Origin of the sequence: Bradyrhizobium genosp. P (assembly GCF_049949265.1) — a bacterium.
In the GTDB taxonomy this organism is placed as follows: Bacteria; Pseudomonadota; Alphaproteobacteria; order Rhizobiales; family Xanthobacteraceae; genus Bradyrhizobium.
The window spans coordinates 4,948,203-4,972,619 of the sequence record NZ_CP188195.1 but is presented as its reverse complement, the minus strand read 5'-3'; the positions used below and the strand labels follow the sequence as shown (position 1 = coordinate 4,972,619).

Here is a 24,417-nt window from a genome sequence, read left to right as displayed (position 1 = left end):
TGCCACGATGACAAAACCTCCGTTCCGCGTCTCGCCCTATCAGGTCCAGTTCCTGCTGGTCGTCGGCTTCATCACCATCGGCTACGCGCTTTACGTGCGCTATCTGGCGATCGAATTCTCGACCGTCGCGCTCGCCTGCGACGGCGGGCTGCAGACGCTGCTGTGCCAGGCGCGCACGCTCTCGACGGTGCTGTTCAAGAACTCGGTGTTCGGGATCGTGGCGCTCGTGATCGCCGTGCTGCACGTGATGCGGCCCTCGATCGTGCTGCTGACCGGCGGGCTCATCGCGGCCGGACTCGGCATTGTGCTCTACAACGTCGCGCTGTCGGGGATTGCGATCGGCCTGCTCATTCTGGGCTTTGCGCGGCCCGCCCCCGCCACAGCGTAGCCGCCAGCAAGAGATACATCGCGCAGGTCCAGTCCGATTGCCAGTTGATCGTCCCCTCGTTGAACAGCATGTAGCCCGCCGCGAGCACGAACAGACCCGTGAATACGGACTCGGCGATCGGGCGGGCGCCCTCCTTCGGGCGGTTGAGCATGGTCAGCAGCGCAAACGGCACCACCGCCATGGTCAGCGAGGCAAACGGGAAATCGCGGTAGCGCGGATCGAAGGTGAAGCCGAGCGCGGTCTCGGCGGCGATGACGGTGGCCACGACCAGCACGAGCGCCAACAACGCCGCGAGCACGCCCTTGCTGCGGTAGTTGCGTGGCCCCAGCAGTTCCAGGAAGGTCGGCAGCGGCCGCCCGGCAATCAGCGCATGCGCCGACAGCAGGGGCGCGGCAATCCCCGCCGCCAGCAGCGTCCCCCACAGCAGCCAGCCGCCGGCGCCGTAGCTCTCATAGGACATCTTGTCGACGCCGATCCCGAGCAGCGCACCGGCCACCGTCGCGGAAATGCCGACCGCGATCCAGGCCGAGGGCCGCGGCGTCCAGGGACGGCGCCGCCAGGTCAGCCACCCCGCAAGGAAGGTGGCAGCGCTGAGCGCCATGCCGCATCCCATCTGCAGCTTCCAAGCGGGATAGTTGCTGATCGCGACGCCGGGCGGATACTTGACCTGACGGTGGACGGAATCGAACAGGCCCCAATAGCCGCCGACAGTGCCCTCGAGCCTGCGCTTCCAGGGCTGGTCATAGGCCTCGATCAGGTTGACGCGGAAACCCTCCCGCTTGGCAAGATCGAGGATATCCGAGACCACCCGCGCCTGGTTGGTGCGCGACGGCAGCGCGCCTTCCCGCATCCGCCCCGCGCTCGGCCAGCCGGTCTCGCCGATCAGGATCTCCTTGGCCGGGAACGACACCGCCATCCGCTTCCGGATCTCGTCGACATGCGCCGCGGCGAACTTGGCCTTGACCGGCGTGTCCTCCCAATACGGCAGGATGTGAATCGTGACGAAATCGACCGCGTCGTAGATCTCACGGTTCTTCAGCCAGTATTCCCAGACGTCGGCATAGGTCACCGGGACATTGGCCTGGGCCTTCACAGTGCGAATGTTGGCGGCGAGGTCGGCGGCTGTCATCTCGCCGCGCAACAGCACCTCATTGCCGACGATCAGCGAGGTGATCACGCCTGGATATTCCTTGGAGAGCCGCACCGCGATTGCGATCTGCTGCAGATTCTTGAAGCGGTTGCTGCTGAGCCAGATGCCCTGCATCACCTTCAGGCCGACCTTGGCCGCAACGCCTGGCACCTGGTCGAGGCCGTTCTCGATCGAATAGGTCCGCACGCAGTCCGTCACCTTGGCCAAGTCAGCCAGGTCCTGCTCGATCTGCTCGACCGGGATTTGTGTGGTGGGATCAAGAGGTGTCTGGGCGCCACGGAACGGCGTGTAGGACACGCATTGCAGCTTCGCATTCGGATCGATTGGCGCGCGCGCCAGCGTGATCGGCGTGGCAAGCCACCACCACACGGCTGCGATCACCGAAAGCGAGATCAGGAGAAGCGCCAGCGGCGTACGAAGCGAAATCGGTTCCATCCTCCGGGGGACCGTCGAATTAGCCGGTCACGGCCCGTCTGCCAAGAGCGTGAATTGGTCAATACCATGGTTGTCCTGCGACAGTTTTGCCATGCTGCGATAAAGTTGTGAGTTTGCTGGACAAAATACCAAATTCCGGTCATGGGATTCCGTCAGAGTCTCCGCCGCAGTGGAGACCTATTTGGACGGCATCACGCGAGCCGTTAGGATGATCCCGCGGGGCCGGAACATATCGGGGAATGCATGCGTCGACGGCTGCTTGAGTTAAAGAACACGGGTTTGCACCACCTCGGCGTCGCAGGCGTCGCGCTCCTGATCGTATGCGGCGGTGCTTTCGCCCAGAGCGGCACACCCAATCCGCAGGACCAGACCAAGCAGCAGTCCGGAAACCCGGCCGACGCCAATGCAAACGCCGCGAAGGAAAACAACCAGCGCAAGACCGACGAATTCGTCGAGGCCCAGCAGGCGATCAATGGCCCCGCCGGCAACCCGGAATGCGTCTGGCTCGGCCGCCGTGTCGTCCGCCTGATGTGGCTCGACGATCTCGACACCGCGTTCCGGCATCTCGACCTCTACGACCGGTTCGGCTGCCCAGGCGGTCATGTCCAGGCGGCCTTCCGCTGCCTGACCCGGTTCGGCGCCCAGATCGACGACAAGGTGCCGCGCAGCCTCGACGGCCGCATCCACTCCTGCTGGATCAACCCCGCCGCCCAGCCGCAGACCGCGGCAGCCGCCTCGCCCACGCCCGCACCTTCGACGGCCGGCAACGCCGCGCCTGCACCGGCGCCGTCAGCGTCGCCCTCACCGGCTCCATCGGCATCACCTGCTGCACCGGCGAAATAACCACGTCGTGCGATCCGGCAGCGCGATTTTTTTCACAGCTGGAACGGCTTGCGCCCTTAAAACGCCATGCCGTCATACCAGTTGTTAATTCGCGCGGCAGCGATATCCTGAAGTCCACCGCCGTACCGGTCGAACCCAGGGGACGGGTTCGCTTAGTCCTCACTCAGGCCCCGTATGGTTTAATCCGCGATGCGCGCCGTGGTCGCCGTCCTGTTGCTTGTCACCGCCGCCCACGCTGCGCTTTGGGGTCTGTTCCAGGAGAAGCAGTCGGCGCCCGATTTCCGCGGCACGCTGCCGAGCCTTTCCTATGCGCCGTTCGAAGCGGGGCACACCGTCGTCGATCCCGCTGCCGATACCGCAAAGGTGCGCGCCGACCTGAAAAAGCTGTCCGCGCTGTCTCGGGCCGTTCGCCTCTACTCGTCGACCGAAGGCAACGAGCTGGTGCCGCCGATCGCCGCCGAGTTCGGCATGAAGGTCACGGTTGGCGCGTGGATCAACCAGGACGCCAATCGCAACAATCGCGAGATTGAAGCTGCAATCAACCTCGCCAGGCACAACAGCAACGTCATCGCAATCGTCGTCGGCAACGAAACCGTCTTTCGTGGCGAGCAAGTTCCGATCGAGAATCTCGGCTCGGTTCCCGAGATCGGGGTGCCCCCCGAAGAGTCCGAACGCATCCTTCACGAGGAGGCGCAGCGGCTCCACGATGCCGAAGTGCAGCCCGAGGACAAGCGGTCCGACGCAATGAAATGGGCGATCGCCGAAAACAACGTGCACCGGCTGATTAAATTGATCCAGCGCGTCAAGAAGTCGGTCGGCGTGCCCGTGACGACAGGCGAAATCTGGAACATCTGGCGCGACCATCCGCAGCTCGCTAACTCGGCCGACTTCATCGCCGCCCACGTGCTGCCCTACTGGGAAAACTTCACCGACAAACAGGCGGTGGACCAGGCGGTCGACCGCTACAATCTGCTGCGCGACGCATTCCCCGGCAAGCGGATCATGATCGCGGAGTTCGGCTGGCCCAGCCAGGGCTACAATTTGCGCAATGCCGAGCCCGGTCCGTTCCGGCAGGCCTCGGTGCTGCGGAACTTTGTCGCGCGCGCTGACGCCATCGGCATGGACTACAACATCGTCGAAGCGATCGATCAGCCTTGGAAATTCTTCGAAGGCGGCGTCGGCCCGTATTGGGGCGTCTTCAACGCCGACCGCGAGCCGAAATTCTCTTGGACCGGCCCGATCGTGAATCCGGATTACTGGAAGATCGCCACGGTCGCCGTCCTGGTCGGGCTGTTCATGTCGCTGCCGATCCTGCGGCTGGCTTCGCCGACCGTTATGCAGGCGCTGCTGCTGTCGGCGTCGGCCAACGGCGTCGGCGCCTGGGTGGCGACGGTGTTCGATTATTGGACCGTGCACTATTTCGTCTGGGGTTCGGCCTTTGCGCTCAGCCTCGGCCTGGTGCTGCTGGTTCCGCTGGTGCTGATCGCCATGGCACGGATCGAGGAGATCGCGGCGGTTGCGTTCGGCCGCCGCCCACGCCGGCTGATCAGCGAAAGCGCGACACTGGCGCCCGCCACCATGGGCGAGAACGTCGCCTTCCCCAAGGTCTCGATCCACATCCCGGCCTATTTCGAACCGGTCGACATGCTGAAGCAGACCCTCGATGCGGTGTCGCGGCTCGACTACCCGAATTTCGAATGCGTCTGCATCATCAACAACACGCCCGATCCGGAATTCTGGCGGCCGATCCAGGATCACTGCCGGACGCTCGGCGAGCGCTTCAAGTTCATCAACGCCGAAAAGGTGCAGGGCTTCAAGGCCGGCGCGCTGCGCATCGCGATGGAGCGCACCGCTGCGGATGCCGAGATCATCGGCATCATCGATGCCGACTATGTGGTGCATCCGGACTGGCTGAAGGACCTGGTGCCGGCCTTCGCCGATCCGCGCGTCGGCCTGGTGCAGGCGCCGCAGGAGCATCGCGACGGCAACCGCTCGCTGATGCATTACATCATGAACGGCGAATATGCCGGCTTCTTCGATATCGGCATGGTCCAGCGCAACGAGGCCAATGCGATCATCGTGCATGGCACGATGTGCCTGATCCGCCGTGCCGCGATGGACAAGGCCGGCGGCTGGTCCAGCGACACGATCTGCGAGGACACCGATCTCGGGCTGACGATCCAGCAGCAGGGCTGGCTCACGCACTACACCAACGTGCGCTATGGCGAAGGCCTGCTGCCCGACACCTACGAGGCCTTCAAGAAGCAGCGCCACCGCTGGGCCTATGGCGGCTTCCAGATCGTCAAGAAGCACTGGCGGCGCTTCCTGCCCGGCGCGAGCCGGCTGACACCGGATCAGCGCCGCGAGTTCTCGCTGGGCTGGCTCAACTGGCTCGGGGCCGAAAGCCTCGGCGTCGTGGTCGCCATCCTCAACCTGATCTGGGTGCCGATCGTCGCCTTTGCCGACATCGCAATTCCGGACAAGATCCTGACGCTCCCGATCATCGCCTCCTTCATCGTCTCGCTGGTGCACTTCGTCGCGCTGTACCGGCTGCGGGTGAACATCAAGGCCGGTCAGATGCTGGGCGCCATGATCGCTGCGATGAGCGTGCAGTGGACGGTGTCGCGCGCGGTGGCGCAGGGACTGATCACCGAACATCTCGCATTCGCCCGCACCTCGAAGGGCGGCCTGTCGCGGATGTCGATCGAGTTCCAGGCGTTCTGGGAGGCTGTGATCGGTGTGCTGCTGCTCATCGGCGCCGCCGTGCTGATTGCCGTCAACGGCTTCAAGCAGGTGCGCGAGATCTACATCTTCGCGGGCGTGCTGGTGCTGGAGAGCCTGCCGTTCCTCTCAGCGGTTGCGATCGCAATCCTGGAGAATTCGCGCATCAACGAGTTTGCTTTCTGGCGCAACAGCGCGATCCGCACCGCGGAACTGATCGGCGTGCGCCCGGTCAGCCTGCCCTCGGTCACCGCACCTGCCCAGCCCGTTGCCTCCGAAATGCGCCGGGAGGGTTGAGCCGAGCCGCCGAAACGCCCTGGACGACGAGCCGGGCCGACTTCAAGAAGCCGACTTAACCGCCGCTGGCGTAAAGGCAATTCCCGCGTGGGCCAGCACATAATTGCCACATCTTCAGCTATTGACCCGATGGGCCCCGCCCCCTACACAGCGCGGGCTGGAGCATGATCCGGAGATGCGGGAAACCGCTTCTGTCCGGACCGGTTGCTCAGGTGAGTGAGCGCGTAGCTCAGGCGGTAGAGCACGTGACTTTTAATCATGGGGTCGAGGGTTCGAGTCCCTCCGCGCTCACCAAGCAAAATAAAACACTTAGGTGCATTAAGCGGATCCTGATGGAAGAAGCCGATTCCTATTGTGCACACACCCTGCACACAAGGGACGACCTAAGATCCATTTTCCGAGTCCGCTCCTTGGCAGCCAAAGAAAACAGCCTCAACGGGGGGGCCGGCTGGAAGCGGGACTGCTGCAACGGCCATCGCCTGCCTCAACTGTAGTGCCACCCTTCCCGGCCGATGCAGTCACTGGGGCTGGCTGTACCCCCAGCGTCTATCAATCGAGTGGTGACACTACCGTAGGCAGCACCTTCTTGCCTTGCGGGCAATCTGTTCGTCTCTTGTTGAGGGGCATCGGAGTTGAGGTGACCGCCGCCACCTCGGCCTGGTTCAGATTAGCGGCTGACGACCACTCCGCATAATGAACGACCGCAAAGCCAAGCGACGCGCCTACGACGAGAATACCGGCAACCGACGCGGCGCCTGCGCCCGACCAGTTTTCGCTGCTGAATAATGACATCACGAGATTTCTCCGACCCCCCGAGCCGTTACCAGCCCGCGTTAGATCAACTCGTGAGTTTCAAATGTGAACGGTCTTACATTTCACGCGCACTTGATGCCGGGATTAGCCACCGACTGAGGCGCGCCGGCGTGAACCGGCGGGTCCCGTTAGCGAAAACCGCAATCTGATCGTCGCATCCTTCTCCGTGGGACGGACCGTTGGGGACGCAACTCGGTCACGTTTCGGGAGGAGCTGGCGCACGGGCCCTAGCGTCGGCTCCTCTTTCTTAATTTTGTATTTTGATCCTGCTAGGCTGGCGCCACTGGGGATTGCAGGGCCCAGGCTGGGAAGAAAAACGGGACGCCGCCGGGACAATGTATTTCGAGCCCGGCGGCGTACTTTTTCAGGTCTCGTCCTCGTCCAAGAAGGACATGTCCGGCATTGTGTATCCAGTCGCGGCAATCATGCCGGCAAGCCCACAAAATTCAGCCACTGCGGAGAACAGCCTTTGAAAGGCTATTGGCGTTCCATCGAGGTCCATGAGGTACGGGCGTCTTCACCGAAGCGTTCATCGAGTTCCGCGTCCACCTCCGCTGAGCGCAAACCCCATTCGAAGTGCCGCGCGTAGAATTCTTGGATTAGGGGCTCAATCTTAGCGGCGAGTTCGATCAGCTCGGCATCAACCCGAGGCCACCCCCCGGGCAATGGCGGCCGGCGCCCGCTATCTACGTGGTCCTTTCCGTCATCGCTGCGCCAGTCGACACCAACCAGATCCAGAACCGCCGCCGCGCGGGACGATGGCTGCGGATCGCTCTTCCAATCATCGTGACGCAGATGCCAATTTGCGCCAGCGTTATCGAAGGACACGAACATTTCAGCCATAGTGCCTAGATCGGGCCATAATTCACTGCGGAGGATTCGTCGCTCCATGTGAAGCCATGCGGCATAGGCGTGGGCGGCGCGCCGATCTGGCGCGACGGCCGCCAAAGCCGCCAGGGCGGTCGTGGGTGCGATTGCGACGGTGGGGACAGCCATCGCCGCCGCCGTCAGGAACGCGCGCCGAGCGAGGCCCGTGGCATTCGGGCGGAACTCGCCAACGAGCGCGCCGTTTTGATCGCGGCCAATGTAGACCTCGATCACCTCGGTTCGAGTGTCAGCGGCTTCCGCCGGCAAAGATATGATATTCTTAGAATCAGCCTGCGTCATTGGTCACTCCATGCTGCTAGGTTAGAGCCGAGGGGAAGTTCGCGCTTCCCCTCGGCTTGCCAATTTGGTATATGTGAAATATGCGAAAGCCAATTAGACATATGCGAAATGATTGGTAGACCCGAGACACACCCCGTCAAGAAAGTCATCGGCTTCTCTGAAGCGATGATCGAAGCCGTCGAAAGTTGGAGGGCAAAGCAAAAGCCCGTTCCCAACCTATCCGAAGCCATCCGTCAGCTCGTCGAGATCGGGCTGAAGAAAGCTAAGTGAGGGGGCGCCAGCTAGTCGCGCGAACAAATCGACGGAACGTTCGAGCAACGCAAGGGGAATGGACTATGAAGCAGCTAATCGGACTTATCGCGCTACTCTTTGCGACCAGCGCGTTTGCTCAAACCGCTCTGCCGAGAGCTGCAAAAAGACCAGTCCAGGTAAGGCCGCAGGCGCCGATGGGTTGCAAATTAGTTGGCACGGTCAGAGGCACCAAGATCTGGGCAGGTGACTGTATTGGTGCAGAATCAACGGCGCAAACCCCGCCGCCAGTACCCGCGCCCCCGCCGCCTGGCGATGTCCCCGGCCCCGCACCCGCAGAGAAGCAATGATACCATGGCGTTCGAGATCGGGCTAAAGGCGAAGAAGTGAGCCGGCGGGCCGGAAGTTCGGAAAAGTCGCGATGGTAGGCAAGCAGAATGGACGCTTCAGTTACGCCAAAGAGCGAGAACTGATTGCCATGGCGGCCAAGGGGGCAACCGTGTCGCAGATTGCCGCGAGATTTCGGACCTCGGCGACCACGATAGAGCACAAGGCGAAACGGTTGGGGGTCAATGTGCGGAAGGATAAGGCGCCTCCACGCTAGGTCACCAAGTACACCCACGCGCAGTAGCTCGGCGCCGTTCCGAGACGCTAGCGCTTGTAAATTTGCACTGGGCAACGCGCGGCGCTTTCATTGGGCCATGCCCTGGCGCCGCAAGCCCGCTCACTTCCTCAGATACTGGACCGGTCCCGTCGACCGTGACGCCGTCGGCGCGGCGGGCAAGCAATTCAAAACGGTGCTGGTCTATTGCGTGAACTGCCACCACAACGGCCGGCTAAAGCTAGCCGATCTCCCCCGCAAACGTCCGTGATATGCGCAAGAAGTGCCTGCCCGAAAGATAACGGTGCGACCCTGGCTCGCAACAAGCAGAGTTCCGGAATCATCACGGCGATTAGAGCCGCCTCGTCCGTAACGGAGCATGGAGTGAAAGGACTGTTAATCGCCGTAGGCGTTATTGTGGTCCTCTACATAGCCGATCAGCAATTCGCTCACGGCCAATACACCGATGCCGTCGAACGCATGGCGGCTCAAATGAGGCATCCTTTTGGAATATAAGGCCGCCTCAGTTGGTGGGCCGCTTTCGGCCTCCGCTTTTTATACGGCCGCTTCGGCCTTGGCTGAGGTGGCGGCGCGCAAGCTGCTGCTCACCGACTCTTCCAACCCACGATGCGCAGGTGGCTCGCAGCCGTTCTTCAAGGCCACAACCATTGCTCCGGACAGGAAGAATTCGACTTCAGCAAGGGCATCTCGGACTGACGTCCGGCACAGACTTTGCAGTTTAGATGGTGCTGGGAGTTTCAGTGTCCCGGTTCCGGAACAAACTGTCGCCTGGTGTGTAATTTTGAGACCAGCGGCCCGACCAACCAGGAGCTATTGGTGACCGACTACACATCGCCTCCACATGCTAGGTTCATCGTTCGCAGAGGAAGCACGGACTGGATGGTCTACGATCGAGAACGCAAGCGGCCAGCGCAGTTGAAAAAGGATGGTCGCTTCGCCGAGAAGCTGACGAAGGAACAGGCCGAACTGGTAAGGCAGAGGCTGACCGACGACCTCTTTGCGGAGCCGGGAACGGGCTCTATCGCTCAGCCACCGCGCCCGGCCAAGCGTCGGCCATAATAGAGGTATAATCATATCGGATATACACGTAGACGGACCGTGAACAGATGACGGTTTAGTTACCTGCTATGGGCTATGAACAGAGTTGGGCCATAGCGAACGATTGCGCGGCAACAAGGCGGCGCCACGGTGGGGCAATTTAGGCTTTGTTGAAATTCAACATTGGTTTCTGGGTCTTAAAGCGAAGCCACCGCCGGCCACTGTTCCGGAACGATCGAGGAACAGTTCAAAAGCCTAGCTGATGCAAGCTCAAGCAAGTGGCCGACCCAGCCGGCTGGTCACGGATGCAATCCCCGTGATGGTGACGCGCCGCGGCTGCCGGAAGGCTTTCAGCCTGAATAAAAAGCCCCGTATGAACCCCGATTGCCCTCTACCACCGGTTGCGTGAAGCTATAAGGGGTCCATTTTTAGAAGCTAACATTTTGATGGCGCTCGTTGCTTGCAGGGAATGCAGTCAGTCCATCAGTGATCAGGCGACCGCTTGTCCGCACTGCGGAAGCCAAGAACGGCGTCCGATATCGAAAAAGACCGGCAACAGCAGTCTCGCAGGCAGATCAGGGGGCGCGACACACGCGCGGGTTAATCATGGGGTCGAGGGTTCGAGTCCCTCCGCGCTCACCAAGCTCATTCAATGTCTTAGCCGAAACGCATCCTAATCGTTAAAACCCTTGCGCAGGCACTGTGATAGCGCATCGATTGGCACTCTTGGCCGGTTTGTTTGTGCTGCAAAGGTCGGGCTTTCGCTCAAGATCGCCATCAACCTGCCGCGGTACCAAGGCAGACAGGTCCAATGAGAGAATGCCCCATGCGGGTAGCAGTAGCCTTGTTCTGCGTCAGCTTGACAGCATGCTCCTCGATCGCGGAGAGCACGCCGCCGCAGGAGGACCAGTCCCCGCCGGCCTCGGAAGCGGTGCTGAGTGGACTGAAGACCGCCGCGGCTGATTCACATTTTGCCGAACCGATCGAAGTTACGGACGCGTTTCCGGCAAACTCCAATTCCACGCCTCGTTGGATGGCCTGTCTCCGAAGTGCGAAATCGGAAGAGACGAAGCGCATAACGTATTCCGTGTTTTTCAACAAAGTATACGTGTCCTCGCGCTTTTCGGTCACCGAGGATCCCTGCGGCGGTCAAGCTTATCACCTATTGAAAGCCAGCTAGTCTGGCTCAACCGTTCGCGCCGGTGCGGCCCGAACCATCAGCAGAGCCGATGTGCTTTGGCCGGCGGTGCCACGACCATGCGGTTGCGATGATCGTATCGAGGTCCGAGTGCGACAGCCGGCACCCGAGCCGCGCTTGAGCGCGCCCGGCGGCAGCCCATAGCGCGGCGGGATCACCGGGTCGTCTGGGCCCTATCCGGACCGGCACTGTTTTGCCGGTGATGCGTTCGACCGCAGCAACGATCTCGGTGACGGAATAGCCGATGCCGGTGCCGAGATTGAGCGTGTCCGGGGCACCTCCGGCCAACAAATCGCGCAATGCCCGAACATGGGCGTCGGCGAGGTCGCTGACATGAATATAGTCTCGGATAGCGGTGCCGTCGGGGGTCGGATAATCGGCACCGAGAATATCGAGATGCGGCAGATCGCCGGCGGCCGCCATCAGGGCGCGCGGAATGAGGTGCGGCTCCGGATCATGATCCTCGCCTGTTTCCCCGACCGGATCAGCACCGGAGGCGTTGAAGTAGCGCAGTATGATTGAGCGCATCGCATAGGCTGCACCATAGTCGCGAAGCATGCCTTCGACGATCATCTTGGTCCGGCCATACGGGCTGATGGGCGCATAAGGCGTATCCTCGGTAACCGGCATGACCGAGGGCAGTCCGTAGACCGTGCAGCTGCTCGAAAACACCACACAGTCGATTCCCGCCGCGCGCGCCGCCTCCAGCACCACCTGCGATCCCGTGACGTTGTTGTCGTAATAGATCGCGGGATCCGCCACTGACTCGCCGACATAGGCAATCGCAGCGCAATGCAGAATGGCCGACGGACGATGCTGGCGCAGCACCGCATCGAGCCGCGCGCGATCCCTGATGTCGCCGGCTTCAAGCGGGCCCCACTTGACGGCCTCCCGGTGACCGCGATCAAGGTTGTCGTAGGTGACGGGAACGACACCCGCGGCCGCGAGCGCCTTGCAACTGTGGCTTCCCACATAGCCAGCGCCGCCGGTAACGAGCACCGCTGTCATGCACGGCCTCCGGGATTTTTTGAAATCGGGGTTACGCTCGTCATGCGGAGGCACGAAGCAGATTGTCGAAATAAGCGATACATCGCTGCAGCCCCTGTTCGAGCGTGATTGTCGGCTTCCAGTCGATCAGCCGACCCGCGAGCGAAATGTCGGGACAGCGTTGCATGGGGTCATCCTCCGGCAGCGGCGCAGTCAGAAGCGCGGACCGAGAACCCGTCAGCTCGATGATCTTGGCGGCCAGTTCGCCGATCGAGATCTCCACCGGGTTTCCGAGATTGACGGGACCGGTCACGTCGTCGGAGGTCCGCATCAGTCGCACGAAGCCCTCGATCAGATCATCCACGTAGCAGAACGCGCGGGTTTGGCGGCCAGAGCCATAGATCGTGATGGGCTCGCCGCGCAGCGCCTGGACGATAAAATTGGAGACGACGCGGCCGTCGTTGACGTGCATGCGCGGGCCATAGGTATTGAAGATGCGGGCCACCCGAATATTCAGATTGTGCTGTCGGCGATAATCGAAAAACAGGGTTTCGGCGCAGCGCTTGCCCTCATCGTAGCAGGCGCGCGGACCGATCGGATTGACGTGACCGCGGTAATCTTCCGTCTGCGGATGAACCGTCGGATCGCCGTACACCTCGCTGGTCGATGCCTGGAAGATCCGGGCCCTGAGGCGTTTGGCGAGACCGAGCATGTTGATCGCCCCGTGCACGCTGGTCTTGGTGGTCTGCACCGGATCATGCTGATAATGGTTCGGCGAAGCCGGGCAAGCCAGATTGTAGATTTCGTCGACCTCGACATACAGCGGGAACGTCACATCGTGACGCATCAATTCGAACCGCTTGTTGTCGAGAAGTGGCGTGATGTTGTCGCGCGTTCCGGTGTAGAAATTGTCGACACAAAGCACATCATGGCCGTCGTCCAGCAGACGCTCGCACAGGTGTGAGCCAAGGAAGCCGGCTCCTCCCGTCACCAATACTCGCTTTCTTTTAAACAAACCCGCCTCCTCCAAAATCTTCTCGTTTGTGTCTGCGAGCGCGCTCCTTGCGGACACGCGGCCACAGCAAGCCTAGTCAATTCAAGCCGGCTCCATCGGATCCGCTTTGGCAAAATAGAGCCGGCTTTCCCTCAGAGCAAAGACGCGGCGTGCCCGCAAAATCAGCGCGGCGTCTGAGCGGCCTCTCGGCGTGGCAGCGAACCGGCCATTCCGAAATTCGGCCCGGCCGCCCTCGACCAATGCGTCGATCCGATCGAACTTGACCCGTGGATCACGCTCGCGGATTTCGCGAAGAATGGTGGGCGTTTCGTCGCGACTTCCATCGTCGACATAGATAATTTCAAAGCTGAAGTCCTGCGACGCCCCCAAACATCGATCCAGTTCGGCGTGGGTGGCGGAAATAACCTCGCTTTCGTTGAAGTAAGGGACGATGACCGACACGTTGGAGTGCAAAATATTTCCTCCACCAAAAGCCTAAGTTGCCGTACCTGGACGGCACCTTGTTACAAATTATGCAAGCAGGAACGAACACAACCTTAGGCGCGATCAAGAGAGACTGTTGGATAACTCGGATCGAGCCGCGCCACCAAGCGGTCAGCAAAGCGCGCCCCGCGAACACGAAAAGCTGGTGACCCGCGATGCGGCTGCGCGGCCCCCCTTGTTGGATTAGCAGGTCAGTTCGTCAGCCCAAGCGATCGGTACTGTAGCTGCCCCGCCAGCCCGCAAACGGCATAGCCGCATCCCCGACTCTCCAGCGACCCTCGCCCAGCCAACCAAGCACTAACGCGGCCCTGTTTGACTTGACGCCCTATTGTTTCAACCAGTTTCAAATTACTTCGTTTGAGATCAAGATCAAGTCATGCGCACTGACTTGATGGCGCACGAGCCACACGAGGCGCTACAGATGGAGCATGAACTCGCCCGGTCGCCGACGCCATCAGCCCGCCCCGGTCACCAAACCGGGACGAAACTATTTCTCCCCCAAATGAATTATGGCAGCATCCGGCGCAACCGGATAAGTTGTCACCGATTGCTTTGTTCATTATTCGGACCTGCGCAGTGCGGACCTTGCTCATCCTTCTTGGGATATGGCTGCTTCTGAACGTCCTCTTTGTCGTTGTGATGGCCCCGCCGCGCAAACCGCGGCGGACCGAGCCGGCGCGCCAGTCCGGGAGTGATTTCGCGCCCGCACCGATCGACAAGAACGCCTATCCGTTCGAGGACGAGGAAAAGGTCTCCCTCCGCCACATCATCGTCGCGGTCGGGATCGGCGCGTTTTTCGCGCTGTCTCCGTTTCTGCTCGAGGCGATCGAGGCCACGAAACGTCTCTTCAAGAGAGACCGCAAATAAGCCCCGCCCTGCCTGGAAGCATCCATGACCCCGACCGGGCTTTTGACGTGATCACAAGGCGCGACTGGGCGTTCGTCGTGGCCTGCATCGCAGGCGCGCTGCTGCTCGGTGGCTGGAGCTTCCGATTGGGTGTCGAGTTTCGTCGATCCCACCTTGCCGCGACCGACCTCAGCAGTATGGGTCGACATCGCGGCGCTGGCGCTGCGGACAACATGGCGCCCCGCGGGGCTGAGCAGGTCAGAGAAGATCACGGGCCCACGCCGTAGCCCGAGTGTTCCGCTATGCCATTCCGCGCCGGGCACTGAAAAGTTACACGCAAACCATGCCGGGAAAGACGGCGATGTCGTCGTCCGTGTTTGCCCGATCGCGCCGCTTGCGCCGGCTAGCCCCCTTCGCGCGAAGGTGCCGGACATCCAGCATGCGTAGCGCAATCGGCACGCGCTGCAGGATCCAGAGAAGGTGATCGGCAGCTTGCCTGACCACAGTCATCACGATCGTGACACGCGTGAAGATGCCGATCAGGAAGATCATCGAAAAAATATCGATATAGGCGAGCATGTCGCCAAGCAGCATCAACTCGGGAGGAAGCGGAATCCGGTGCAGATAGGCCAGGATCAGGATGACGACCGGAATGAATGCGATGACCCGACGCAACGTCAGTCGATCGAGAAAGGCGGCGAGATCAACGACCAGGATCTGCCACAACCAGTCGCCCAGCGCCGCGGGCTTGTCGATCGTCCAAGTCTGCCAGAAGGCCTGCCAAAGCCGTTTCCACATCGTCGCCAGCGCCCTTCCATGGCTGCAAGTTTGGACTGCCACTCCAAATGGACCACGCCATCAGGATCAATACCAGCCCCCATCAGGGATCGGATGACGCCTGGCCCCCGTTGCTGTCGAGCCCGCAGGATAAGTTTCCGGCGCCGGATGAAGATGGCTGCCGGCGTTTGTTTGACCCACCCATCCCGATCCATGGACGCCTGCGGCGCCGGCTCGCCAGGACCCATTTGGTCAACCGGCGGTTAACGCGATAGGGGCGGTTGAGGCACACAACTTAAGCGCGCTGCAAGGCGCGCCCTCTAAGCTCAATGCGGGCACCATTATGAAAGACGACAAATGACCTTCAGAAGGGTTTGTCGCAAAGGGGGATAATCATGCGCAGCACGCTCGCCGCCTCAATGATCCTGTCACTCGCGCTTGGCCCGGCACTGGCCGGACCACGAACCTCCGAGCCGTCCACTGCGGCTGCGTCGACACCGGCCGGCTTTGAGAAATATCGCGGCTATATTTTCGATCTCTCCGAGAATACCGAACGCAAGGACGTCGCCTCCATCGCCGACATGGTTCGCCGCCAGCTCGATGTTGTGGAAGCGGCGGGCCTCAGCCCGAAGGTGCTGCAATTTTTTCACAGCGTGCCGATCGCGGCGAGCGAGATGGCGTGTCTCGATGAGGGAGCCGCGGCCGCCTGCTACGGCGTGATGTCCCCGGAAGGGGACCAGCGCAAGGTGCGCAATATCACCATCTGGGATCACGACAAGCAGCAGTGGACGAATTCGGACCCGCTCGCGCTTGCCGCCGATTCCGGTATTGGCGTCATCAAGCTGCGCCCGAACATGCTGCGCTATGAGAAGGACCCGGTGCTGCTGCACGAATTCCTTCACGCCTATCACGCTCGTCTGATGCCGAACGGCTATGACAACAAGGGCATCCAAGGGTTCCTCGGCGAGGCCAAGTCAAAGAACCTGTTCGCCAAAGAGTCCTATGTGTTGAAGAACCAGCAGGAATTCTTCGCCGTCACGGCGAGCATCTTCCTTGCCGGCAAGGACTCCGCGCACGAACCTTACACGCGCGCCAAGCTCAAGGAAAAGATGCCGGAATACTACAAATACCTCGTCGGCCTGTTCGGCTTGGACCCGGAAGAGGCAACCGTCACGCCCGTGGCATCTGCGAACTGAATTTCGCGACCGAAGAAAAAACACGAGGCCCGGTGTGCCTAGGAGCCCGGGCCTCGTGTCTTTATGTCCCCCGCCCCACGTGGCGGATCAGGTGATGTCTGATGACCGAGGTGTTACGCCAACTCCTCCGCGCGATCCATTCCGGGTGACTACGGTATCGGCCGCTTGACCGGATCTCACTTGCTGTAGCTGTAGAATCCCTGACCCGTCTTGCGGCCGAGATGACCGGCATCGACCATTTCCTTCAGGAGCGGCGCGGGCCGGTACTTGGGATCGTTGAAGCCGGTATAAAACACCTCCATCACCGACAGCAGGGTGTCGAGGCCGATCAGGTCGGCGAGCGCGAGCGGTCCGATCGGGTGGTTGCAGCCGAGCTTCATGCCGGCATCGATCTCCTCGGCGGTGGCAATGCCCTCCTGCAACGCAAAAATCGCCTCGTTGATCATCGGGCACAGGATACGATTGACGGCAAAGCCCGGGCTGTTCTTCGCCGTGATCGCGACCTTGCCGACGCGCTTGGCGAAGGCGTCGGCCTTGGCGACCGTATCGTCCGACGTCTGCAGCCCGCGGATCAGCTCAAGCAGCGCCATCACCGGAACCGGGTTGAAGAAATGCATCCCGATGAATCGATCGGGACGATCCGTCACGGCCGCGAGCCTGGTGATCGAGATCGACGAGGTGTTGGTGGCAAGCAGCGCGCTCGGCTTCAGCGATGCGCAAAGGTCCTTCAGAATTTTGATCTTCAGGTCTTCATTCTCGGTGGCAGCCTCGATCACCAGATCACAGGCGACAAGCCGGGCCTTGTCGGTGGTCGCCGTGATGCGCGCCAGCGTCGCCTCGCGATCGGCTGCGGTCATCTTTTCCTTGCTGACCAGGCGATCGAGGCTTGCTCCGACCGTCTTCAGGCCGCGCTGCACCGCGGTGTCGGAAATGTCGACCATCGTGACACCGAGCCCCGCCGCTGCGCACACCTGGGCGATGCCATTGCCCATGGTCCCGGCGCCGATGATGCCAACCGTCTCAATCATTGCGTTCGTCCTTCCCGTCGCGTGAGCCGCCGCGCGGCATCGCCAAAGAAAAATGCGGATCTGCTATCCGCGGATCGGGCATGCATAGCAGTCCGGTCAGGCGCCCGATACAGGAACGGCCGGTATCATGGTGATGCTATTCGGGACGCGGGGGCACCGGCCGCCGTGGCGGGACGGCGGTGCGGGGCGGCACGTGGCGGCGCGGCGACTCGCCGACACGCGACGGCTCGAGCATGCGATTAAGCCTGACGATCCACCAGGCCAGCCGACCGTAGCTGCGGCGAAGCGCCGGCACGATCCCCTCGTCGATGTCATTCTCAGGGTCCATCGCCGTGCATTGCTAGACGCCATCCTTGAAGGAACGGTGTGCTGCGATCGCGCAGTGGAGGATCAGTCTTTAAGAGTTCGCTAACCAACCCTCGCAGAGCGAATCACCGTACATACGAGGTAGACCGGTTCCGTACGGAACAGCATCAACGTGCGACCTTCCGCTACTTTCACGCGATCCGGAAGATGGCTAGTTTGCTGCAGGGATGAAACTCGGAAACGCTGGGGGATGCGGTGTTTCGATTGTTTCGGTGGTGGAAGACGAGCCAGCTGACGCTGACTTGCCCGACTTGCAAGGCGTCGCCGGAAGCCTCCCGGCGCGGACGCTATCTGGTTGGCGATGCATCATTGTGTTGCGACCATTGTAAATCAGCCAGACCGGCGACGCTGTAGCGCATCGAGGGATTGTCGTGGCGGCGTTGCGCGGCAGCCGATCATGCCTATTCGCAGCAGTCGCTGCTGTCGGATTCGCCCGCGAGCTAGATCGGCGCTGATTGCCGCGGCTGCCCCGCTGAGCAGCAAATAGTCCGGAGGCCATGGACCGCGGACACGATTGCTGTCAGCCTTGTCGTGCGGGCGTTTTGTCCGCGACGAGATGAACAGATGAAATACGCAGTCCGTTGCCTCCGAAATGCGCCGCTCGTCGCCCTCGCCTTGACCGCCAGCGTGCTGGCTGCGCCGGCCCAGGAGCTGTGGCCGGCCGTTCCGCCCGAATTGGGCGTGCACTCGCCGCTGCCGAACGTCTGGCTCCCCTATCGCTGCACCACTGGCCCCCTGCTGAACGTCTACCACGGCGCGCTCTACCGCGAACCGCCGGCGATCTATCGCGGTTATGCCTATCGCCGGTACTATCGCTACACCGCCTACCACGTCGTCCCGCGAACCTATTTCTGCGTAGAATAGATTCCCTGTCCGGAATCGATTTGACGGCAAGCAACACGGCCGGGCGTGAGCCATCTCACATCCAGCGACGCTCAGTTGCGCTACACCGGCTCCGTAACAACACGGTGCCGCCTTGGACAACAGAATCGATTTCGTAACCATCGTCGTCGCGGTCTGCGTGGCCGCATATGCCGCGATCATGCTTGCTTGCGTGGCCCAGACCGAGTTCGGCCTGGCCGCCGCGCAGATCCGTCATCTCTCGATGATCGCTGCGCTTTTCATCGCGCTCCCGGTCGCGCTGGATTTCCTCCGCCCGCGGCCCGACAAGGCTCGCTGAGCCGACCCCGGACGGCGGCATCGCGCCTCCGCCGAGTCACCGGCCGGCGGTTCGCCGACTCCCGCCGCGCAACATGGTACTGGCTCAAACGGCGCGAATCAGCGTTATTTCACTGGTGATCACTCCGTGAGATTCCGGCGGCATGCCCCAGTCCGAAGTCTTGAATCAGGAAGTCTTGAACCAGCAAGTCCTGGATCAGCAAGTCCTGGATCAGCAAGTCCTGGATCAGAATATTCGGGCCTTGCAGGAATGGCTGCGCAAAGCTTGGCTGCAACTCGGGGATCCTTCGCTCACCGCTTTCTCCCGCCGCGAATTACGCAACCAGATGAAACAATGCAGCGCGGATTTACGCATGCATTTGCAGACCGCGTCGGAACGGTCACCGGAGCCCTCCGGTATGCCGCCCAGGACATTCGCCAAACCAGAGCTGCGGCTGCTGGCGGTCAGCTGAGCTCGAGCACGGTACCGCCAGGTTTGGCGGCGATCGGCGATGGCGCGCGTGCCAAAATGCCGCGATCGCCAGCGGCATGTGCGTCATATGCGCAGCCGGTTTGCGCGTGGCCACCTCACAAGGCACAGCAAATCGGCCGCGGCGCGCCTATATAGGAGCCGTTGTGTCGCGGCCGACGCCGCCGAATCTTTAGGGACTCCCGTGTTATATCTAGAACTTGCGATCGTGGCGGTGCTGATCGTCGTCAATGGTCTGCTGTCGATGTCGGAGCTTGCCATCGTCTCGTCGCGTCCGGCGCGGCTCGCAGCCATGGTCGAGAAAGGCGTCAGCGGCTCACGGCGCGCGCTCGCGCTTGCGTCCAATCCCGGGAAATTCCTGTCGACGGTCCAGATCGGCATCACGCTGATCGGCGTGCTGTCGGGCGCTTTTTCAGGCGCGACCCTGGGCCAGCGCCTCACGCAATGGCTGCTCGATATCGGGTTGTCGCCAGGTGTTGCCGACGCGGTCGGCGTCGGGCTCGTTGTCGGCGCGATCACCTATGCCTCGCTGATTGTCGGCGAGCTGGTGCCGAAGCAGATCGCATTGCGCGATCCCGAGTTTGTTGCGGTCAAGGCGGCCCCGGCGATGACGCTGATGGCGAAACTGTCGCTGCCGCTGGTGTGGCTGCTCGACCGTTCCGGCAAGTCGCTGCTGTGGCTGCTCGGCCATCGCGATGACGCGCAGGACCGGGTCAGCGAGGACGAGATCAAAACGCTGGTGGTGGAGGCTGAGAACGCCGGCGTGCTGGAGCCCGGCGAAAAGGAGATGATCGCCGGCGTGATGCGGCTCGGCGACCTTCCGGTCGGCGCCGTGATGACGCCGCGCCATGAGGTCAGCCTGATCGACTTGTCCGACCCCGCGCCCGAGATCCTGGCAACGCTGCAGAAGAGCAGCCACTCGCGCTGCGTGGTGTTCGACGGCAATCGCGACCACGCACTCGGCATCGTGCAGGCCAAGGACGTGCTCGACGTCTATCTCGCCGGCCGGACGCCCGATATCCGCGCGCTGACGCGCGATGCCCCGATCATCCCCGAGACCGTGGATGCGCGCGACGTGGTCGCGATCCTGCGCGATTCCGCGGTGCACATCGGCCTCGTGCATGACGAGTACGGCACCTTTCAGGGCGTCGTCACCAGCTTCGACATTCTCGAAGCCATCGTCGGCGCCTTCCACACCGAGGAAGGTCCGGCCGAGCCGGCCTATGTCAGGCGTGACGACGGCTCCTACCTGATTTCGGGCTGGATGCCCGCGCCGGCATTTGCCGACCTGCTCGGTATCGCGCTGCCCTCGCCGCGGCCCTACCAGACCGCCGCAGGCTTCCTGCTGCACGCGTTCGGCGCGATCCCCGACGTCGGAGCGAAGACCGCCACGCAGGGCTGGGACTTCGAGATCGTCGATCTGGACGGCCGGCGCATCGACAAGGTGCTGGTGAGCCGCCCACAGGCGGCGGCCTGACGTTGCGGCCCGGCCGGCCTGTTGATAACCGGGGGGAAAGCGAAACAGGCGGCCCTGCTGTGCTATCGGCATAACGGTCCGAGCGAACCACGGAATGGATCCCATGCGAATTACCCTTGTCGGGTCCCGCCATTTCGGCGTGACGACCCTGAACATGCTGCGCGAGCGCGGCGTCGAGATCGTCAGGGTCGTCGTCCACGATGGCGAGGACCGGCTGGCGGCGACAGCCAGGGCGGCGGGCATCGACGTCACGGTGCAGGCCGATCCCAAGCTGGTCGCAGCCTCGGAGATCGCGCCCGACACCGATCTGATCGTGACGGCGCACAGCCACGCGCGCGTCAGCAAGGAAGCGCTGGCGGCGGCCCGGCTTGGCGGCATCGGCTACCACCCGTCGCTGCTGCCCCGTCATCGCGGACTCGCCGCGGTGGAATGGGCCATCAAGGAAGGCGATCCGATCGCCGGCGGCAGCATCTATCACTTGGCCGACCGCATGGATGCCGGCGCGATCGCCGCCCAGGATTGGGTGTTCGTCAAAAAGGGCGAGACCGCGCGCGAACTCTGGGAGCGCGCGCTCGCGCCGCTCGGCCAGCGGCTGCTCGGCGAGGTCATCGACTACGCCAAAACCCACAACACCCTGCCCGCCAAGCCGCAGGACGAGCAGTTTGCGACCAAGGCACCGAGCCTGCCCGGCAGCAAGCATTAGGTCCGGATCGGTTACATCCGGACATCTCCGCCAGCAGCCCTCCCATGCGCTTTATTTCGTTCCGGGGCGGGAACCGGATTCACTATGATGTGTTTGAGTCCACAGGAACTTTCTGGGGTTCTGCGGTGCAGCAAACTTTGGTCACATTGTGCCCCGATAAGCCGCATCATCACACCGAAATTACGGGGAATTGATTCATGCGTTCGATCCGCATCCGCGACCTGTTTGCCTGCACTATTGCCTCCGCAGCCGTCTTCGCCGCGGCGCCTGTTTCCGCTCAGCAACCCTATGATGGCCTTTGGCAGGTCACCGTCGTGACCAAGACCGGTAGCTGCGAACCGTCGACCAGCTCGACCCTGACCGTGGCCGAGGGCAAGATCAGTGCTCCGGGTGCCGCAATCTCGGGCACCGTCGGCAGCGGGGGACTTGTGCGAGTCTCGATCAATGGTGCATATGCGAACGGACAACTCAGTGGCAAATCCGGATCGGGGAAGTGGAATGGGGCATCAGCTGGCGTACCGTGTAGCGGCCGATGGGAAGCGTCCCGTCAGTAAATTCAGTAGCGCATCCGGACTATTCGCCAAGGCGCGGCGGCCTGCATTTGCAGCCGTCGCGTTTTTCGTGACGGCTTTGGCAAGTACGGCCGGACATGCCGAGTCCGGCCCGTTCGCCGGTCTGGCCGGTAGCTGGTCGGGCGGCGGCTCGGTCACGCTCGACGATGGGTCAAGCGAGCGGATTCGCTGCCGCGCGACCTACCGCGTCTCCGGTCCCACCATGACCATGAGCCTCACCTGCGCCAGCGACGCCTACAAGTTCAACCTTGCGGCCGATGTTCAGGCTGAAGGCAGCGCGGTCACCGGCTCCTGGAGCGAGTCGAGCCGCAATGTCAGCGGCAGCCTGGAGGGCCGTGGCGGTGGCGGCAACTTCCAGGTCGTTGCGAGCGCTCCCGGCTTCAATGCCAACATCTCGCTGCGCACCAGCGGCAGCCGGCAGTCGGTGACGATCAGGGCCGACAGCCAATTCCGCGGCGCCAATATCACGCTGACGAGATAATCGATACGCGGACCAAAAAGCGCCCTCGGAGTTGAGCTCCGAGGGCGTTTTGCCGTCTGAGCGCTAAGCCGGGCGCGGCGTAGCGAGCTTCTCCGCGGTCTGCTGGATGGTGCGGGCAATCAACAGCGCCTGCTCCTTGTTCACGGTGTAATCCTGTACGCCCTTGTCCGTCGTCATCGAGATCACCAGGAGGTCCGGCTGTTGCTCGAGCCAACCGGTCGCGAACCCCGTGAGGAAATCCGGCGCTTTTCTGAGCTGGTGGTTCATGGCTGATGCTCCTATGCCGCGGGAACGAAGGCGGTGACTTCAATTTCGACCTTGGCGCGCTGGTCGACCAGGCCGTCGATGTAGAGCAGCGTCGAAGGCGGGAAATTGCGGCCGAGCGTCTCCTTCCACGCGGCGCCGATCCCGGCGCCGGCAGCTTCGTACTCGCTGCGGCTGGTCAGGTACCAGGTCAGGCGGACGATGTGCTCGGGTCCGGCTCCGCCTTCGCTCAACAGCTTGATAATGCGCTTCAGCGCGCTGCCGACCTGGGCGGCCATATCCGGCTGATACTCGCCCTTGTCGTCGCCGCCGGTCAGGCCCGCCAGCACGATCCATTGGCCCGGGCCGTCGAACGCGACGCCGTGCGAGAAGCCGCGGGGTTTCGACCATTCGGCCGGTTGCAAGACACGCATGAGCAGATCCTTCTGATTATTCCAGCCGTTGCTTAGCACCGTTCGCTTATAGCGTTTTCGAGCGAAGTGGATACCGGTTCGCATGAAGAAAACGCGTCAAACCAGGAATCCAGAGCTTCGGCTCTGATGTAATCAGAACCGATAATGCTCTGGCAGCGCATCACCGCGGCGCCAGAATTACGCGTTGCAAATTCGGATCAACTCGCCGATACCGGCCGTCCCGCCTCACCTCGCCTCCGGCCATGGACCGCACTCCCTCAAAGACTCGCGCCGCGCTGTGGATGTCGGGTTGGCTCAGCCTGATGCTGGTCATGGTCGTGGCCGGCCGCGAGGCGACGCGCGAGGTGAACGTCTTTCAGCTCATGGAAGTCCGCTCGGTGCTGGGCTTCCTGATGCTCTATCCGCTGATCCGCATCAATGGCGGCTTCGCAATCCTGAAGACGGCGCGGGCCCATCTGCACATCGCGCGCAATCTGATCCACTATACCGCACAGGTCGGCTGGTTTTACGCGCTGACGCTGATCCCGATCGGCCAGGTGGTCGCGATCGAGTTCACCATGCCGATCTGGACCGCGCTGCTGGCAGCAAGCTTTCTCGGCGAGCGGATGACGATCCCGAAGATCGCCGCGATCATGCTCGGCATTGCCGGTGTGCTCGTGATCGTGCGGCCGAGCGCCGGTGCGATCAATCCGGGACAGCTGATCGCGCTTGCCGCGGCGGTCGGCTTCGGCATCTCGATCGCCGTGGTGAAATCCCTGACACGGACCGAACAGGCGCTCGCCATCATCTTCTGGCTGCTGGCTGTCCAGGCGGTCGTGAGCTTCGTGCCTGCGCTCTATGTCTGGACCTGGCCGCCCCTCCACACCTGGGGATGGCTCGCGGTGATCGCGCTCTGCGGCACCTTCTCGCATTACTGCATGGCCCGCGCGTTGCTGCACGCCGATGCGACCGTGGTGATCCCGATGGATTTCCTGCGGGTTCCGCTGACGGCGATCGTCGGCTGGCTGATCTACGCGGAACGGCTCGATGCCTTCACCGTGCTCGGCGCCGCCCTCATCCTGACCGGCAACCTGTTGAACCTGAAGCCGAACGCACCGGTTCCGGCTCGCGCGGGAACGTGAATTGAGCGGCGATATGTGAGCCAGGTCACGCGACGCAGTTTCCCGGACCGATAACGTCAGCTCGGGGAAACGCCGTTTTTCACGGCCGGATGCTTGCAATTTTTGCTGCGTGAAGTGCG

General features: G+C 62.3%; 26 protein-coding genes and 1 tRNA gene. 15 read left to right on the top strand and 12 right to left on the bottom strand.

Annotated elements, in window-relative coordinates; translation table 11 throughout:
- The first annotated feature begins 7 nt into the window (after positions 1-7).
- Positions 8-388: a hypothetical protein gene (locus ACP2YO_RS24095; protein WP_426433523.1), complete on the top strand. Its 381-nt coding sequence runs from the start codon at positions 8-10 to the stop codon at positions 386-388.
- Here the strand turns inward: ACP2YO_RS24095 and ACP2YO_RS24090 are convergent.
- Complete coding sequence (locus tag ACP2YO_RS24090; RefSeq protein WP_426443044.1) at positions 348-1,973, bottom strand: beta-(1-6) glucans synthase; 1,626 nt, start codon at positions 1,971-1,973, stop codon at positions 348-350. The two genes, ACP2YO_RS24095 and ACP2YO_RS24090, sit on opposite strands and share 41 nt — an antisense overlap.
- 243 nt (positions 1,974-2,216) lie before the next feature.
- Here ACP2YO_RS24090 and ACP2YO_RS24085 point away from each other — a divergent pair, with 243 nt between their 5' ends.
- From ACP2YO_RS24085 to ACP2YO_RS24075, 3 genes are all read left to right on the top strand, one after another.
- Positions 2,217-2,816: a beta-1-3, beta-1-6-glucan biosynthesis protein gene (locus ACP2YO_RS24085; protein ID WP_426443043.1), complete on the top strand. Its 600-nt coding sequence runs from the start codon at positions 2,217-2,219 to the stop codon at positions 2,814-2,816.
- A gap of 189 nt (positions 2,817-3,005) precedes the next feature.
- Entirely contained in the window at positions 3,006-5,834 is a 2,829-nt protein-coding gene (locus tag ACP2YO_RS24080; RefSeq protein ID WP_426443042.1) for a glycosyltransferase, read from the top strand.
- Between the two features lie 218 nt (positions 5,835-6,052).
- Positions 6,053-6,128: transfer RNA gene (locus ACP2YO_RS24075), tRNA-Lys, on the top strand.
- Positions 6,129-6,383: 255 nt separating this feature from the next.
- Here ACP2YO_RS24075 and ACP2YO_RS24070 read toward each other — a convergent pair.
- Together ACP2YO_RS24070 and ACP2YO_RS24065 are read right to left on the bottom strand one after the other, a co-directional pair.
- Positions 6,384-6,626 carry a hypothetical protein gene (locus ACP2YO_RS24070; RefSeq protein WP_426443041.1) on the bottom strand — a complete coding sequence of 81 codons (243 nt, stop codon included), beginning with the start codon at positions 6,624-6,626 and terminating at the stop codon, positions 6,384-6,386.
- A 498-nt stretch (positions 6,627-7,124) separates the two neighbouring features.
- The gene (locus tag ACP2YO_RS24065) at positions 7,125-7,814 is read right to left on the bottom strand and encodes a hypothetical protein (RefSeq protein WP_426443040.1); all 690 of its coding nucleotides are present in this window, start codon (positions 7,812-7,814) and stop codon (positions 7,125-7,127) included.
- Between the two features lie 1,687 nt (positions 7,815-9,501).
- On the opposite strand from ACP2YO_RS24065, the gene ACP2YO_RS24060 reads away from it, so the two are divergent.
- Positions 9,502-9,744: a hypothetical protein gene (locus tag ACP2YO_RS24060; protein WP_426443039.1), complete on the top strand. Its 243-nt coding sequence runs from the start codon at positions 9,502-9,504 to the stop codon at positions 9,742-9,744.
- Positions 9,745-10,500: 756 nt separating this feature from the next.
- Here the strand turns inward: ACP2YO_RS24060 and ACP2YO_RS24055 are convergent.
- The 4 genes from ACP2YO_RS24055 to ACP2YO_RS24040 all read right to left on the bottom strand — a co-directional run bounded on the left by ACP2YO_RS24055 (position 10,501) and on the right by ACP2YO_RS24040 (position 13,376).
- Positions 10,501-10,854, bottom strand: a complete 354-nt coding sequence (locus ACP2YO_RS24055; protein WP_426443038.1) for a hypothetical protein — start codon at positions 10,852-10,854, stop codon at positions 10,501-10,503.
- Positions 10,855-10,909: 55 nt separating this feature from the next.
- On the bottom strand, positions 10,910-11,929 hold the full coding sequence (galE, locus tag ACP2YO_RS24050; protein WP_426443037.1) for a UDP-glucose 4-epimerase GalE: 1,020 nt from the start codon (positions 11,927-11,929) through the stop codon (positions 10,910-10,912).
- 40 nt (positions 11,930-11,969) lie between these two features.
- The gene (locus ACP2YO_RS24045) at positions 11,970-12,923 is read right to left on the bottom strand and encodes a UDP-glucuronic acid decarboxylase family protein (protein WP_426443036.1); all 954 of its coding nucleotides are present in this window, start codon (positions 12,921-12,923) and stop codon (positions 11,970-11,972) included.
- Between the two features lie 81 nt (positions 12,924-13,004).
- On the bottom strand, positions 13,005-13,376 hold the full coding sequence (locus ACP2YO_RS24040; RefSeq protein WP_426443035.1) for a glycosyltransferase: 372 nt from the start codon (positions 13,374-13,376) through the stop codon (positions 13,005-13,007).
- Between the two features lie 669 nt (positions 13,377-14,045).
- Between ACP2YO_RS24040 and ACP2YO_RS24035 the strand changes: the two genes are divergently transcribed.
- Positions 14,046-14,273, top strand: coding sequence for a hypothetical protein (locus tag ACP2YO_RS24035; protein ID WP_426443034.1), 228 nt, complete (start codon positions 14,046-14,048; stop codon positions 14,271-14,273).
- A gap of 309 nt (positions 14,274-14,582) precedes the next feature.
- Here the strand turns inward: ACP2YO_RS24035 and ACP2YO_RS24030 are convergent, their stop codons facing one another.
- Complete coding sequence (locus tag ACP2YO_RS24030) at positions 14,583-15,050, bottom strand: hypothetical protein (RefSeq protein WP_426443033.1); 468 nt, start codon at positions 15,048-15,050, stop codon at positions 14,583-14,585.
- Between the two features lie 374 nt (positions 15,051-15,424).
- On the opposite strand from ACP2YO_RS24030, the gene ACP2YO_RS24025 reads away from it, so the two are divergent.
- A complete protein-coding gene (locus ACP2YO_RS24025) occupies positions 15,425-16,225 on the top strand; it encodes a hypothetical protein (RefSeq protein ID WP_426443032.1) in 801 nt (266 codons plus the stop codon).
- Between the two features lie 176 nt (positions 16,226-16,401).
- Here ACP2YO_RS24025 and ACP2YO_RS24020 read toward each other — a convergent pair whose 3' ends face one another.
- The gene (locus tag ACP2YO_RS24020) at positions 16,402-17,253 is read right to left on the bottom strand and encodes a 3-hydroxybutyryl-CoA dehydrogenase (RefSeq protein ID WP_426443031.1); all 852 of its coding nucleotides are present in this window, start codon (positions 17,251-17,253) and stop codon (positions 16,402-16,404) included.
- A gap of 136 nt (positions 17,254-17,389) precedes the next feature.
- Entirely contained in the window at positions 17,390-17,581 is a 192-nt protein-coding gene (locus tag ACP2YO_RS24015; RefSeq protein WP_426443030.1) for a hypothetical protein, read from the bottom strand.
- 602 nt (positions 17,582-18,183) lie between these two features.
- Here ACP2YO_RS24015 and ACP2YO_RS24010 point away from each other — a divergent pair.
- From ACP2YO_RS24010 to ACP2YO_RS23980, 7 genes are all read left to right on the top strand, one after another.
- Positions 18,184-18,483: a hypothetical protein gene (locus ACP2YO_RS24010; RefSeq protein WP_426443029.1), complete on the top strand. Its 300-nt coding sequence runs from the start codon at positions 18,184-18,186 to the stop codon at positions 18,481-18,483.
- A gap of 112 nt (positions 18,484-18,595) precedes the next feature.
- Positions 18,596-18,799 carry a hypothetical protein gene (locus ACP2YO_RS24005; protein ID WP_426443028.1) on the top strand — a complete coding sequence of 68 codons (204 nt, stop codon included), beginning with the start codon at positions 18,596-18,598 and terminating at the stop codon, positions 18,797-18,799.
- A gap of 142 nt (positions 18,800-18,941) precedes the next feature.
- The gene (locus tag ACP2YO_RS24000; protein WP_426443027.1) at positions 18,942-19,250 is read left to right on the top strand and encodes a hypothetical protein; all 309 of its coding nucleotides are present in this window, start codon (positions 18,942-18,944) and stop codon (positions 19,248-19,250) included.
- Positions 19,251-19,451: 201 nt separating this feature from the next.
- Positions 19,452-20,744 carry a hemolysin family protein gene (locus tag ACP2YO_RS23995; protein ID WP_426443026.1) on the top strand — a complete coding sequence of 431 codons (1,293 nt, stop codon included), beginning with the start codon at positions 19,452-19,454 and terminating at the stop codon, positions 20,742-20,744.
- Between the two features lie 103 nt (positions 20,745-20,847).
- Positions 20,848-21,447, top strand: a complete 600-nt coding sequence (locus tag ACP2YO_RS23990; protein ID WP_426443025.1) for a formyltransferase family protein — start codon at positions 20,848-20,850, stop codon at positions 21,445-21,447.
- A 197-nt stretch (positions 21,448-21,644) separates the two neighbouring features.
- Positions 21,645-22,001 carry a hypothetical protein gene (locus tag ACP2YO_RS23985; RefSeq protein WP_426443024.1) on the top strand — a complete coding sequence of 119 codons (357 nt, stop codon included), beginning with the start codon at positions 21,645-21,647 and terminating at the stop codon, positions 21,999-22,001.
- A complete protein-coding gene (locus ACP2YO_RS23980) occupies positions 21,946-22,500 on the top strand; it encodes a hypothetical protein (RefSeq protein ID WP_426443023.1) in 555 nt (184 codons plus the stop codon). The genes ACP2YO_RS23985 and ACP2YO_RS23980 overlap by 56 nt, the downstream gene beginning before the upstream one ends.
- 63 nt (positions 22,501-22,563) lie before the next feature.
- Here the strand turns inward: ACP2YO_RS23980 and ACP2YO_RS23975 are convergent, their stop codons facing one another.
- Together ACP2YO_RS23975 and ACP2YO_RS23970 are read right to left on the bottom strand one after the other, a co-directional pair.
- Positions 22,564-22,767, bottom strand: coding sequence for a hypothetical protein (locus ACP2YO_RS23975; protein WP_426443022.1), 204 nt, complete (start codon positions 22,765-22,767; stop codon positions 22,564-22,566).
- A gap of 11 nt (positions 22,768-22,778) precedes the next feature.
- On the bottom strand, positions 22,779-23,177 hold the full coding sequence (locus tag ACP2YO_RS23970; protein WP_426443021.1) for a RidA family protein: 399 nt from the start codon (positions 23,175-23,177) through the stop codon (positions 22,779-22,781).
- Positions 23,178-23,419: 242 nt separating this feature from the next.
- Here ACP2YO_RS23970 and ACP2YO_RS23965 point away from each other — a divergent pair, with 242 nt between their 5' ends.
- Positions 23,420-24,298: a DMT family transporter gene (locus tag ACP2YO_RS23965; protein WP_426443020.1), complete on the top strand. Its 879-nt coding sequence runs from the start codon at positions 23,420-23,422 to the stop codon at positions 24,296-24,298.
- Positions 24,299-24,417: the final 119 nt, after the last annotated feature.